Annotated in this window: 13 protein-coding genes; 8 read left to right on the plus strand and 5 right to left on the minus strand. The window is 74.6% G+C overall.

Annotated features, from left to right (window positions below):
- The first annotated feature begins 994 nt into the window (after nucleotides 1–994).
- The 4 genes from ACFP3V_RS22865 to ACFP3V_RS22880 all read left to right on the plus strand — a co-directional run bounded on the left by ACFP3V_RS22865 (nucleotide 995) and on the right by ACFP3V_RS22880 (nucleotide 4,227).
- Entirely contained in the window at nucleotides 995–1,981 is a 987-nt protein-coding gene (locus ACFP3V_RS22865) for a hypothetical protein (RefSeq protein ID WP_380586511.1), read from the plus strand.
- 116 nt (nucleotides 1,982–2,097) lie between these two features.
- Nucleotides 2,098–2,409: a hypothetical protein gene (locus tag ACFP3V_RS22870; RefSeq protein WP_380586513.1), complete on the plus strand. Its 312-nt coding sequence runs from the start codon at nucleotides 2,098–2,100 to the stop codon at nucleotides 2,407–2,409.
- Nucleotides 2,406–3,041 carry a hypothetical protein gene (locus ACFP3V_RS22875; RefSeq protein WP_380586516.1) on the plus strand — a complete coding sequence of 212 codons (636 nt, stop codon included), beginning with the start codon at nucleotides 2,406–2,408 and terminating at the stop codon, nucleotides 3,039–3,041. The genes ACFP3V_RS22870 and ACFP3V_RS22875 overlap by 4 nt, the downstream gene beginning before the upstream one ends.
- A 223-nt stretch (nucleotides 3,042–3,264) precedes the next feature.
- Nucleotides 3,265–4,227 carry an NAD(P)-dependent oxidoreductase gene (locus ACFP3V_RS22880; RefSeq protein WP_380586519.1) on the plus strand — a complete coding sequence of 321 codons (963 nt, stop codon included), beginning with the start codon at nucleotides 3,265–3,267 and terminating at the stop codon, nucleotides 4,225–4,227.
- Here the strand turns inward: ACFP3V_RS22880 and ACFP3V_RS22885 are convergent.
- Nucleotides 4,166–6,103: a glycoside hydrolase family 30 beta sandwich domain-containing protein gene (locus ACFP3V_RS22885; protein WP_380586522.1), complete on the minus strand. Its 1,938-nt coding sequence runs from the start codon at nucleotides 6,101–6,103 to the stop codon at nucleotides 4,166–4,168. The two genes, ACFP3V_RS22880 and ACFP3V_RS22885, sit on opposite strands and share 62 nt — an antisense overlap.
- 181 nt (nucleotides 6,104–6,284) lie before the next feature.
- On the opposite strand from ACFP3V_RS22885, the gene ACFP3V_RS22890 reads away from it, so the two are divergent.
- Nucleotides 6,285–7,298 (plus strand): LacI family DNA-binding transcriptional regulator, encoded by a 1,014-nt coding sequence (locus ACFP3V_RS22890; RefSeq protein WP_380586525.1) that lies wholly within the window; start codon nucleotides 6,285–6,287, stop codon nucleotides 7,296–7,298.
- 7 nt (nucleotides 7,299–7,305) lie between these two features.
- Here the strand turns inward: ACFP3V_RS22890 and ACFP3V_RS22895 are convergent, their stop codons facing one another.
- Nucleotides 7,306–8,019 (minus strand): ribonuclease H family protein, encoded by a 714-nt coding sequence (locus ACFP3V_RS22895; RefSeq protein ID WP_380586528.1) that lies wholly within the window; start codon nucleotides 8,017–8,019, stop codon nucleotides 7,306–7,308.
- Between the two features lie 72 nt (nucleotides 8,020–8,091).
- Complete coding sequence (locus ACFP3V_RS22900; RefSeq protein WP_380586531.1) at nucleotides 8,092–8,361, minus strand: hypothetical protein; 270 nt, start codon at nucleotides 8,359–8,361, stop codon at nucleotides 8,092–8,094.
- A 145-nt stretch (nucleotides 8,362–8,506) separates the two neighbouring features.
- On the opposite strand from ACFP3V_RS22900, the gene ACFP3V_RS22905 reads away from it, so the two are divergent.
- Nucleotides 8,507–8,731 (plus strand): DUF6458 family protein, encoded by a 225-nt coding sequence (locus tag ACFP3V_RS22905; protein WP_380586534.1) that lies wholly within the window; start codon nucleotides 8,507–8,509, stop codon nucleotides 8,729–8,731.
- Between the two features lie 20 nt (nucleotides 8,732–8,751).
- Here the strand turns inward: ACFP3V_RS22905 and ACFP3V_RS22910 are convergent, their stop codons facing one another.
- A complete protein-coding gene (locus ACFP3V_RS22910) occupies nucleotides 8,752–9,771 on the minus strand; it encodes a hypothetical protein (protein ID WP_380586537.1) in 1,020 nt (339 codons plus the stop codon).
- 87 nt (nucleotides 9,772–9,858) lie between these two features.
- Nucleotides 9,859–10,128 (minus strand): helix-turn-helix domain-containing protein, encoded by a 270-nt coding sequence (locus tag ACFP3V_RS22915; protein WP_380586539.1) that lies wholly within the window; start codon nucleotides 10,126–10,128, stop codon nucleotides 9,859–9,861.
- A gap of 96 nt (nucleotides 10,129–10,224) precedes the next feature.
- Between ACFP3V_RS22915 and map the strand changes: the two genes are divergently transcribed.
- Entirely contained in the window at nucleotides 10,225–10,992 is a 768-nt protein-coding gene (map, locus tag ACFP3V_RS22920) for a type I methionyl aminopeptidase (RefSeq protein ID WP_380586540.1), read from the plus strand.
- 659 nt (nucleotides 10,993–11,651) lie between these two features.
- Nucleotides 11,652–11,908, plus strand: a 257-nt coding sequence (locus ACFP3V_RS22925; protein ID WP_380586543.1) for a discoidin domain-containing protein, incomplete at its 3' end; no start/stop codon positions are given.

Genomic DNA, 11,908 nt, shown 5'->3' on the forward strand with positions numbered 1-11,908 from the left:
CCACCCGCGCCGAGGCAGCGGCCAAGCGCGCCCAGTCGGACGCCGACGCGGCCTCGGCCGCCAAGGCGACCGCGGACGCGGCCGTCCGCACCGACGAGGCCGCCGTGGCCACCGCCGTCCAGGCGGCTGCCCAGGCCTCCACCGACGCCGCAACTGCCAAGCAGGACGCGGCGGATGCGGCCTCCGACGCCAGGACGGCGCGGCAGAACGCCAACGCCGCCGTCACCGACGCGCAGGCGGCGCAGGCCACGGCGGCGACCACGGCCGGCTACGCCTACACCACCGCCCAGGCGGCGACCGCCGCGGCCAACGCGGCGGCTCAGGTGGCCAAGCCCGCCAACGACGCCATCCAGCTCGGCTCGCCGTACGTGGACAGCGACTCGTCGGCCGGCCTGGCCGTGCTGACCGCCCAGGCGTCGAAGACGGTCGCGGACCAGCAGCAGGCCATGGCCCAGGCCAAGGCCGCCCAGGCGGCCCAGGCCGCCGCCGACGCCCAGGCCTTGGCGGACACGGCCACCGGCGACGCGAAGAACGCCCAGGTCGCGGCGGCGGACGCGACGGCGGAGGAGGCCGCGGCGCAGGCCTCGGCCCAACAGGCCGTCGCCGGCGCCGCCGCGGCGGAGAAGGCGGCGGCCGAAGCGGTCGCCACCGAGGCGCAGACCATCGCCTACGACACGCAGGCGACGGCCGACGCCACCGCCGCACAGGCGGCGGCCCAGGCCGCAGCAGGTGACGCGGCCGACGCCCGGGCCTCGGCCAACGCCGCCGAGACGGACGCCGCCGCGGCACAGTCCGCCGCGAGCGACGCCCAGGCGGCCGCGGCCACCGCCCGCGCGGTGGCGGCCCAGGCCGACAAGGACGCGGCCGCCGCCGAAGCCGCCGCGAAGGACGCCGAGTCCCAGGCCGGCNGAACGCCGAGTCCCAGGCCGCCGCGGCCCAACAGGCCGCGGCGCAGGCGGAGAAGGAGGCCGAGCAGCAGTCCACCGCGACCAACATGCTCGCCACCGGCGGCGTGTTCTACCGCGCGCAGGTCCAGCCGACCGAGATCGATCCCAACGGCGACTGCGTGGGCACCGGCAGCGGCTCGAACATCGGCTGCGACATCTCGCTGACCTTCCACTACACCGGCGACGTCGCGTTCTACCTGCTGTCGGACTGTGTGGCCGACTCGGCCACCAGCTGCACCGGCACCTACCTCTACCTGGGGCACCAGCCGTTCACCACGACCGAGACGAAGACCGTCCACATCGACGGGATCAAGCTCACCGAGGAGATCGACAAGGCGCTGCTCAAGGGCGCGGTGTCGGACTTCACCGGCTGCATCGACAAGCACCAGCTGAGCAGTTGCGCCTGGGCGGCGGCCATGGCGATCCCACCGGACCGCATCCTCAAGCTGGCCTCGCTGGCGCGCGACACCCTGGACGCCATCCGGGGCGCGGCCGACGTGGACCGGGCGCTGGAGGACGCCAAGGTCGTCGACGGCCTCGGCGACGACCAGGGCGTGGAGAACGTCGAGGGCATGGCCGCCAAGGCCCTGGTCTCGATCGAGGGCGAGGACGCAGCGCGTGCCACGCTCAACCAGCGCCTGGCGGAACTGCTGCGGCGGTTCAGCCTCGGCGTCGACCCGGCCAAGGGCCACATCTTCAACGTCGGTGAGATGCAGACCGCGTTGCGGGTCGAGGCCGAGCGGGGAGTGCAGCTGGCCCGGGACGCCTCCGGCGACCTGGAGTGGTACGACTCGGCCGGTCGCGGCTACGACGCGGTGGGCAACTCCCCCGCGCAGTACCTGGACGTCCAGGCGTTCACCCGGTCGATCACCAACCACCTGCTGAAGACCGAGCGGACCGGACGGGCCGTCAGTTTCGTTCCGGTGGACGTCAGCACCTACACCGCGGACCAGATCGGCCAGATCAAGCAGTTCATCTCCGGACTGTCGGCCGCGGACCAGGCCAGGGTCTTCCTGGTCGGCGCGGGCGGCTGAGCCCCCTCCGCAGGGGCTTGGGCCCTCCCGAGCAGCGCCTATGCTCGGGAGGGCCTGCCCGTTCGTCAGCACCTCACCCGTTCCGCAAGTCGAGAAGTCTGCAAAGGGATATGTCGATGTCGAGGACTCCCGCCGTGCGCGTCGGGACCGACCTGTACTGGTCCGGCTCCGAGGCCGCCTTCCGGGCGGCCGCCGAGCAGGTGCGCGAGGCACTGCCCGCGACGGAGGAGGGTCTGCGGGCCGAGGTGGAGGCTGCCGCCTCCTTCGGCTGGCTGGCCCCGGTGGACCTGCCGGAGCCCGAGCGCAGCACGCTGCTGCGCGCGCTCGGCCGCGCCGGGACAGCCCCCCAGGAGCCGTCAGTGGCGGGTGAGTTGGACCTGCTGCGCCGGATGGCCGAGCAGGCCCTGCGGGAGACGGAGGCGTCATGACCAAGCTGATCGCGCTGAGCGAGGACCCCGGCCACGTCTGGTTCGGCACCAGCGGCCTCTTCGACTGGGCCGCCGACTTCCTGCTCTCCCGGGTCACCGACCCGGACCTGCGGGAGAAGCTGCGCCGCGACGCCGCCTCCGGCTACCTCTACCTGGACACCGTGCCCGGACCGGAGCGGGAGCGCCTGCTGCGCGCCCTGCGCGAGGAACTCCCGGCCGCGGTGGACCGGGACCTGTACCCGCGCCCGCTGAACCTGCGCGAGCAGGAGCCGCTGATGGCGGCCCGGCTGAAGACGCTGACCGCGATGGCCTGGTCCCACGACGAGACCGAGGCCCGCCGTAGCAGCCCGCTGGTCCTCCTGCTCTCGCAGGACCTCCGCGCCGAGGTCTCCCACGGCCTCCGGTCCTGGCTCCTCTCCTTCCTGCGCGAGCGGAGCGGCCTTCCCCAACTCGCTGCCGACATCGGCGAAGTGGACCTGCGGGACCAGCCGTCCGCGCTCCGCGCCCTCCGCGACGACCTCCTCCCCCACGCGGCCGCCGCCCTCGATGCCCTGCCTCCGGCCTCCTCCCGCTGGAGTCGCAGCGACCTCCGCACCCTCTCCCTCCTCGCGGCCGCCGCCCTCGGCACCTGACCCGCCCCGGGCCGGGGGCACCACGCCCGGCCGTGGAGCGAGGCCGGGCGCTGTTCCGCTCCGAGCGGCAGACCTCCCCTCGCAGCCGGCCCGTGCCGACACGCACGGCTCCGGCGCCCCGGCCTCATCCCCCGTCGCCTTTGCGCAGCCCTCAGCGAAGGGCGGCGGACCCTGCGAAGGAGGGGCGCATCGGACCCCGGGGGCACGTCGCTAGGATCACGGAGTGACACGCATCGGGATCATCGGCGTCGGCCGCATGGGCCTGCCGATCGGCGCCCGGCTCGCCCGGGCCGGGCACGAGGTCGCGGTCCACGACCTGCGACCCGAACGCGCCGACGCCGCACGCGCGTCGGGCCTGGAGTGGGTGGCCGCCGGCCAGGTCGCGGACGCCGCAGGCTGCTGGGATGTCGTGATCACCGTGCTGCCGAGCGCGGACGAGGTGGCCGCGGTCCTCACCGACGACCTGGTCCGGGCCTTGCCCCGCTCCGCCGTCTGGATCGACCACTCCAGCTGCTCCCCGGACGCCGCCGCCCCGCTTCGCGAGCGGGCGGTGGCGCGGGGGCTGCAGGTGCTGGAAGCACCCCTCGGCGGCGGCCCCCAGGACGCCGCTGACGGCTCGCTGCGCGTCTTCGCCGCCGGGGACGACGCGCTCGTGGAGCGCACGCTGCCGCTCCTGCTCTGCTACGCCGCGCCCGACCGCGTCGTCCGCACCGGCGGGCCGGGGACCGGATACACCGTCAAACTCCTGGTCAACCAGCTCTGGTTCGGCCAGGCGGTGGCCACCGCCGAGGCCCTGCTGCTGGGCAGCAGGCTCGGCGTTGCCCCCGAGCTCCTCCGTGCCGCCCTCGCCGACGGCGCGGCCTCCAGCGCCTTCGTCCGCGACGACCTGGATGCCCTCTTCGCCGGGGACTACCTCCCCTGCTACGGGCTCGACCGGATCCATCAGCAGCTCTCCGCGCTCACCGCCCTCGCCCGGGCGCACGGCCTGCCCCACGCCGTGGCCGCCGCCGTGGCCGACGTCCACGCCGAGGCCCTGGGCGCCTTCGGGCCCATCGACGGCGAGCTCGCCGCGGTCGCCCTGATGGAGCGTCAGGCCGGCTTCCTCATCCGCCCGGGCGCGGACCTCAGCGATACGCCCGCACGTCCGCCACGCTCCACCAGCTCCCCGACGAGCGGGTCAGCGTGATCCTGGCGTAGCGCACCGGCCGCCCCTCCAGCCGGACCGTGGTGAACTGGCCGGTCCCGGCGACGTCCTGGGCCACGGTGGTCCAGTGGACGCCGTCGCGGCTCGTCTCCGCCGTCCACCCGCGCGGGTAGTCGCCCAGCGAGGCCCCGGTGTCGAGGACCAGCTGCCGGACCGGCACGGCCGCGCCGAAGTCGATCCGCAGGGACTGCCCGGGGGTCTGCGCCGCGCCGGTACTGAAGCGGGTGGTGGCGTCGTCGTCCACCGCGGACGCGGCGCTCGCGCCGCCGGCGGTGGCGGTGGCCGTCCAGCCGCTCGGGTCGAGCGGGTGTGCCGCCGCCTCCCGGTCCCCGCCCTGCCAGACGAAGGTGGCCAGCGCGCCGCCCGGCAGGGTGTAGCGGAAGCCGCGGTCGCCCTCGCGGACCGCGAAGGTCTGCGGGTTGTCGCTCTCGTTGTGGGCGACCAGCACCTCGCTGCCGTCCGGGTTGCGGAAGGCCACGTCCATCACCTGGCCGTTCCAGCCGGTGGTGCCGAACGAGGTGCTGGCGATGCGGACCGCGCCGGGCCGGACGAAACGGGCCAGGTGGCCGAGCGTGTAGTACTCGGCGTTGCGGCTGACGCTGCCGTCCTGACCGATCGTCAGGACCCCCGTGCAGGTGGAACAGCCGCCGTTGTGGGGGCCGTTGGCGCTGTCCAGGGCGAGGTTCCAGTTGACGACGGTCTTCGCCCAGTTGCGCGGCGTGCCGATGGTCAGGTTGCGGGCGTGCCACTTCAGCGTGTCCCCGAAGGTCTTCGACGGGTCCGCGGACTGGCTGCCGGAGCACTCGGTGAAGTAGACGTCCTTGCCGGGGAACTGCCGGTGGAATGCGGTCATCGCGCTCGGATCGCCCGAGTAGCAGTGGAAGGCGGTGCCCGAGATCCACTCCCCGGCGGCGGAGTTGAGCAGGTTCTGCGGGTAGCTGTCGACGTCGGCCTCCTCGTCGGGAGGCGTGTTGGCGACGTCGCCGGGGTGCTCGGTCCAGTTGTGGTCGTAGCCGAGGATCTTCGTGGTGAGTCCGGCCCCGCGCAGCATGGGCCCCAACTGCTCGATGACCTTGGCCTCCTGCCACGACGGCAGGTCGGTGCCCGGGTATCCGGAGGGCGTGCGGTTCTGCGGCTCGTTCTGGACCGTGAGCGCGTCCACGCGGACGCCCTGGGCGCGGTAGGCCTGGACGAAGGCCACGAGGTAGGCGGCGTAGGCACGGTAGACGCGCGGGTCGTCGATCAACCGTCCGCCGACGAGGGAGTCGTTGGTCTTCATCCAGGCGGGCGGGCTCCACGGGGTGGCCATGATGCTCAGCCGGGGGTTGAGCCGCTGGGCCTGGCGCAGCAGCGGCAGGATGCGCGCGGTGTCGTGGGCGACGGAGAAGTGGCGCAGGCCGTAGTCGGTCTGTCCGGCGGGCACGTCGTCGTAGGTGTAGGCGGGGCCGTCGGTGAAGTCGGAGGCGCCGATGGGCTGCCGCAGGAAGGACAGGCCGTCCCCGGTGACCGGGTCGAACAGGTCCCGTAGCGCCTGCGCCCGTGCCTGCGGCGACAGCCGGTCGAGCACGCTCGCGGCCGAGTCGGTGAGCGAGGCGCCGAAACCGGTCATGGTCTGGAAGCGGCGGCCCGGATCGACGACGACGGCCGGCACCGCGTCCGACGGACTGCCGGATCCGTCGTCGGTGAAGGCGACCTGTCCCGCGTCGGCCAGGCGGCTGCTGCCGTCCGGGGTGGTGATCCAGACCTCGGCGGCCGTGGGACCGGTGCCCTGGGTCTCTGCGGCGGCGCCGGTGGCCGGCAGACCGCCGCCGAGGAGGGCGGCGGCAGCGGCGAGGAGCAGGGCGGAACGCGTGCGCATGGGCGTCTCCCGGGAGGGTGGCAGGGCAGGAGAGGAGCGAGCCTGGTGAAACGAAATGAAACGGCTCTCTGAAACGGCTCCGGGACCCATCTCATCCAGGCCCAGCGGGGTCGTCAAGACCCTGCACAGGTTCCGCAACTCGCGATAGGGTCGCTCTTCGTGAAACGAAACGGTGTAACGCATGGCTAGGCCGAAGTCTCGCCACGCGACGGTCCGCGCCATCGCGGCGGAGGCGGGGGTGTCCATCGCGACCGTGTCCCGGGTCCTGAACGGGCAGACCCCCGTCGCCCCGGAGACCGAGGCGCTGGTACGCCGGGCCGTGGAACGTCTCGGCGGCCCGCCCCCGTTGCGCCGGGGGGCCCGCGACGGCGCCGTCTACGTCCGCTGCCCGTACCAGCTCACCGACTACTTCGGGCTGATCGTCACCTCGGTCGCGGAGACCCTGGAGCTGCACGGCCGCCGCCTGGTCCTGGGCGCCGGGGAGTCCGGCCAGCGCGCCCACGTGCTCGCGGGGCTGGCCGAGGACCCGGGCACGGCGGGCGCGATCCTCATCCTGCCGCCCGAACCCGCCGAGGAACTACGGGAGTTGCGCGCCTCCGGACTGCCCTTCGTGGTCGTCGACCCCCGCGTCCCGCTGTCGCCGGACATCGCGTCCGTGTCCGCCGCGCACACCGGTGGGGCACGCAACGTCACGGCCCACCTCGTCGGGCTGGGGCACCGCCGGATCGGCTTCGTCGGCGGTCCGACGGAGTGGCTGGCCAGCCAGGCCCGCCTGGTCGGCCACACCTCCGCGCTGGCCGAGGCGGGCCTGCTGCCCGACCCGGGCCTGCGCCTCAGCGTCGAGCCCACGGCTGAGGAGGGCCACCGGGCCGCCGGGCGGCTGCTCGACCGGGAGGACCCGCCGACCGCGATCGTCTGCTTCAACGACAAGGTCGCCGTCGGCGCGCTGCGCGCCGCGCACGAACGCGGCCTGCGGGTACCGCAGGACCTGTCCCTCTGCGGCTTCGACGACAGCGACCTCAGCCGCGCCGCCGTTCCGGCGCTGACGACGGTGCGTCAACCCCTGGAGGAGATGGGCCGGATGGCGGTCTCCCTGCTGACCCGGCTCCTCGACGGCCACGCCGTGGACACGCTCCACGTCGAACTCTCCACCCAGTTCCTCCCCCGCGGCTCGACAGCGCGGCCCTACGACTGACGGGCGGTCAGCCGACCGTGCCGGCGCACTCGGGGTGGCCCCAACCGCTGCCGACCTTGGTGATCGGGTCGCCCTTCGCGTAGCGGCGGGAGCACGGGCAGGTGCCCGGGTAGCGGGCGGCCAGGGTGCGCACGGACGGCGGGGTCCGCGCGGCCCCGCCCTCCGCGTTCACGGCCGGCGAGACGGAGCCGCTCTGCGGCGCCGCCCGCTTGCGCACCGGACGCGGCGTGACCGGCGCGGGGACGGGCAGCGTGGCGGCGTCGCCGCCGCCCGACTGCTGCGTGCGCGCGGCGTCGCTGGCCGCGCGGTCGGCGATGGCGTTGAGCGGGTCACCGCCGACCTGGTGGGCCGGGACGTAGACGAACTCCACGTCCCGGCCCTCCAGCAGCGCGTCGATGCTCTGGATCAGCTCCTGGTTGGCCACCGGCTTGCCCGCCGCCGTCTTCCAGCCGTTGCGCTTCCAGCCCTTGAGCCACTTGGTCACGGCGTCACGGGTGTACGTGCTGTCGAGCCGCACCTCCAGCGGGATGCCGGGGTCGGTCGCCAGCAGCAGCTGCTGCAGCGCCGTCAGCTCGCCGACGTTGTTGGTGCTGTGCCCGAGGGCACCGGACTGCCAGCGCTGGGGGGTGCCCGCCGCGTCCGCGACGACGTAGGCCCAGCCCGCGGGGCCGGGGTTGCCTTTGGCTGCGCCGTCGCAGGCGGCGATGATGCGGTCGGTCATGCCACCGATCATCTCAGGTCGCGCCGACAGACCCGGACCCGCGCACCAGGCCCCGGCCCGCCGGCCGCCGACTCAGCGGGAGGTCGCCCGCCCCATGCCCTGGCCGACCGCAGCGTAGACGAGCGCGGGCACGCCGAAGACCAGCAGGGCCCGTACCTTCCCGTTGCGGACCGAGTCGAACAGGTGCAGCGACCAGGTGGCGAGCCACCGGGCGGCCTGCTCGAACCAGTGCACGAAGGAGTTGGCGGGCGAGGCGTCCACCAGGTCGAGCAGCAGCCAGATGACGAGGATCGCCGCGGCCAGGTAGGCCGCGGTCCGGACCAGAGCGCCGATGCCGGACATGAGGCATCACTCTCCTCTCTGCCCGTCGGTCTACCCCGTCCGCGGCCTGACAGACCGTCAACGCCGCCCCGCACCCGGGCACATGGGTGCGCCGGGTCCGGGTAGGCGGCTGCCGTCGGACGACCGACGAGGAAGGGAGGCCCCCATGGGCATCGGAGGCAGCATCGGTCTGTTCGCGCTCGGCGCGATCCTGACCTTCGCGGTGAACTGGCATGTCAAGGGGATGGACGTGCACGTGGTGGGCATCGTGCTGATGTTCGCCGGGCTGCTCGGACTGATCACCATCGGCGCGGTCTTCGGACGCCGCCGCCGGCTGGCGCGCGGTGAGTTCGCCGACGAGATCGTCACCGAGCGGCGCACTCTGGACTGAGCGGCCGGACCACCGAGCGGTCAGAACCGCTTCAACGCCCGCTTCGCCGCCCGGCGCAGCACCCGGTCCGGGGACTTCTCCGCCTGGGTCAGTGCCAGCGCCACGACGACCTGGAACGGCCGGGCGCTGTCCAGGGCGGTGGTGACCAGCCTGTCCGGCGCGGCGGCCGGCTCGGCCAGCAAGGCGTGCTCCAGGTGCTGGGCGGCGACCAACGGGCCCGCACCATCGTCCTGGAGGCAGTCGATGACCAGGTTGATCGCCGACCGGTAGCTCGAGTACGGCATGTGCCGCCGGGCCGAGCGGAGCCACAGCTCGCGTGCGGGCTCCGGCTCGTGGCGCTCCCAGTGGACCAGGCCGTGCAGCAGTTCGGCCTTGGCGAGCACCGCCGGGTAGGGCGAGTCCTCGGCCTGGCGCAGCCAGGTGAGCACCCGCTCGTGCTCGGCGGGCGGGAGCTGGCCACGCGGCGCCTGCTCCATCAGGTCGTCCGCCAACTCGACGGCGGCACGGGCCTCGACATACGGCTGTCCGCTGCGGTGGGCGACCGACAGCAGCTCCAGCGCCTCCTCACGGCTGCCGCCGCCGTGCAGCAGCATGAACCCCAGCTCCAGCGCCGCCTCCTGGGCGACCCGCTCCCTGGGCGAACGGGAGCAGACGCGGAACAGGACGACCATCTCGTCGGGGTCGGTCGCAGCCAGGGCGCGGGTGAGCCGGGCCTCCTCGACGACGTCCGGATGGCCGGTGGCCTCGGCCCGCTTGAGCGCGGCGCCGGCCCTGCGCCTCTCACCGCGCATCAACTCCCGTGCGGCGACGCCGTTCTCGGCCGCGCCGCGGACACCGGCGTCGCCGGAGGCGCGCGCGACGGCGAGGAACCGCTCCGCGGCGTCGAACTCCTGCAGCTGCAGCAAGTGCTGGCCCAGCCCGACGGTCCGGTCCACGTCGAGCGGCAGCGCCCCGGACACGGCCGCGGCCGTGATCTCCTCCGGCGCCATGCTCCGCGCGACACCGGTCCAGTCCGCCGCCGTGCCCTCCTCGGTCGTCATCGCCCGCTCCCCTCCCGACTGCTTCGTTCGCGACCGGTTCACCTTACCGCCGGGCGCCGACAGCCGAGGGGCCCTGGTGACGGGCCGTCAGGCGGTCAACTGCTCGGAACCGCCCGCGTCGAGCCAGACCTCGGCGGCGGCGTCGAGCGGCAGCGCGAGGGCCTGGCAGAGCGCGACGACGGTCCCGAAGCCGGGGCTCGGCAGCCTGCCCGTCTCCAGCTTGCGCAGCGTCTCCGGCGAGATGCCGGCCGCCTGCGCCACCGCGGCGGCGTCCCGCCCGGCACGGGCGTCGCGCAGCAGCGCACCGAGACGGCGACCGGCCTCGATCTGCGCGGGGGTCAGGGGCACGCGGACCATGCGCCTATGCTAGACCCACCCGGATCCGGTATAAGAATACCGGTGCGGCGACGCGCCGTGGAACTCACCGGGAAGCCAGGAAGCAGGAACTGACGCGTGATCACCCTCAAGACGCCGCGCGAGATCGAGAAGATGGCCGCGACCGGGCGCTTCGTGGCCCGCACCCTGGCCGAGCTCGCCCAGGCGGCCGAGCCCGGCGTCAACCTGCTCGACCTGGAGCGGCGCGCCCGCAAGCGCGTCGAGCAGGCCGGGGCCGTCTCCTGCTACTGGGACTACGCGCCGTCCTTCGGCCGCGGCCCGTTCCGCAACGTCATCTGCCTGTCCGTCAACGACGCGGTGCTGCACGGCCTTCCGCACGACTACACGCTGCGCGACGGCGACCTGCTCAGCCTCGACTTCGCCGTCTCCATCGACGGCTGGGTGGCTGACGCGGCGGTCTCGGTCGCCGTCGGCACGGCGGCCGAGCAGGACGCCCGGCTGATCGCGTCCACCCGCGCCGCGCTGGACGCGGCGGTGGCCGCGGCTGTGCCGGGGGCCCGGATCGGCGACGTCTCCGCCGCCATCGGCGCGGTGGCGGCGGCGCAGGGGTACCCGGTGAACACCCAGTTCGGTGGCCACGGGTTGGGCCGCACCATGCACGAGGACCCGCACGTCCCCAACACCGGCCGCGCGGGCCGGGGTTACCAGCTGCGCCCGGGGCTGACGCTGGCAATCGAGCCGTGGTGGTCCGCCGCGTGCGGCGACCTCGCCACCGACCCCGACGGCTGGACCCTGCGCATCGCCGACGGCTCCCACGGCGCCCACACCGAGCACACCGTCGCCATCACGGAGGACGGCCCCCGCGTCCTGACCCTCCCCGAGTAGCCGAGAGCCCACCCTGCCGGCCCCTGGGCCGGATCCGCGCCCGATCGAATCCGCAGACCCGGCCCACCCCGCCCTTCCTCCACCCGCAGTCGGCCCACCACGCGGGACCCGCACCCCGCCCCGGGGAACGCCCCCGGCCCGCCGCCCCTGCAGAGCCGGGGCCTCCGGCCCACTGCCCCCGGCGGTGCCGGGCCCACTGTCCTCGGGCGCGGTGCAGGGCCGAAGCCGTGGGCCCACCGTCCCCGGCGCAGTTCAGGCGGGCCCCTGGGCCGACTGCCCTCCAGCGCCAGTGCGGAGCCGAGGCGCCCCGTCCCGGGAGCACCACCCCGGCCCCCGCCCCGCCCTGCCTCCACCCGCAGTCGGCCCACCACGCGGGACCCGCACCCCGCCCCGGGGAACGCCCCCGGCCCGCCGCCCCTGCAGAGCCGGGGCCTCCGGCCCCGCTGCACCAGCGTGGGGCGGCCGCGGGCCGGAAGGCGCCCTCGGGGCACAGGGGTTGTCGATCGAACCCGCGCAGCGGCCCCGTTCCGGAACCTGACGCGGAGCCTTGACATGCTCCCGCAGCTCAGGGACAGTCCAGGGCTGAGAAAGCGCTCTCTCACCCCTCTCGCACGTGTTCCGCCACCCCGAACCGTCCGCGCGCCCCAGGGAGCCGCCGCATGTCCGGGCACCGCCGCACGCTCGTCGCCAGATCGACACGATCGACATTCCTCCCCCTCCTCGCCGCCGCCCTGCTGGTCGTCGGGCTGCTCGTCGCGCTCGGGCAGGCCCCCGCCCGCGCCGCCGCGACCGCGCCGCTCTCGCAGGGCCGTCCGGCCACCGCCTCCTCGACCGAGAACGCCGGGACACCGGCATCCGCCGCCGTCGACGGCAACACCGGCACCCGCTGGTCCAGCGCCTTCAGCGACCCCCAGTG

Origin of the sequence: Streptacidiphilus monticola, from assembly GCF_042658505.1 — a bacterium.
GTDB lineage: Bacteria > Actinomycetota > Actinomycetes > Streptomycetales > Streptomycetaceae > Streptacidiphilus > Streptacidiphilus monticola.

Excerpts from the sequence above, each read along its gene's own strand:
- ACFP3V_RS22865 (WP_380586511.1), top strand. The coding sequence starts at position 995 with ATGCTCGCCACCGGCGGCGTGTTCTACCGCGCGCAGGTCCAGCCGACC.
- ACFP3V_RS22870 (WP_380586513.1), top strand. The coding sequence starts at position 2,098 with ATGTCGAGGACTCCCGCCGTGCGCGTCGGGACCGACCTGTACTGGTCC.
- ACFP3V_RS22875 (WP_380586516.1), top strand. The coding sequence starts at position 2,406 with ATGACCAAGCTGATCGCGCTGAGCGAGGACCCCGGCCACGTCTGGTTC.
- ACFP3V_RS22885 (WP_380586522.1), bottom strand. The coding sequence starts at position 6,103 with ATGCGCACGCGTTCCGCCCTGCTCCTCGCCGCTGCCGCCGCCCTCCTC.
- ACFP3V_RS22890 (WP_380586525.1), top strand. The coding sequence starts at position 6,285 with ATGGCTAGGCCGAAGTCTCGCCACGCGACGGTCCGCGCCATCGCGGCG.
- ACFP3V_RS22895 (WP_380586528.1), bottom strand. The coding sequence starts at position 8,019 with ATGACCGACCGCATCATCGCCGCCTGCGACGGCGCAGCCAAAGGCAAC.
- ACFP3V_RS22900 (WP_380586531.1), bottom strand. The coding sequence starts at position 8,361 with ATGTCCGGCATCGGCGCTCTGGTCCGGACCGCGGCCTACCTGGCCGCG.
- ACFP3V_RS22905 (WP_380586534.1), top strand. The coding sequence starts at position 8,507 with ATGGGCATCGGAGGCAGCATCGGTCTGTTCGCGCTCGGCGCGATCCTG.
- ACFP3V_RS22910 (WP_380586537.1), bottom strand. The coding sequence starts at position 9,771 with ATGACGACCGAGGAGGGCACGGCGGCGGACTGGACCGGTGTCGCGCGG.
- ACFP3V_RS22915 (WP_380586539.1), bottom strand. The coding sequence starts at position 10,128 with ATGGTCCGCGTGCCCCTGACCCCCGCGCAGATCGAGGCCGGTCGCCGT.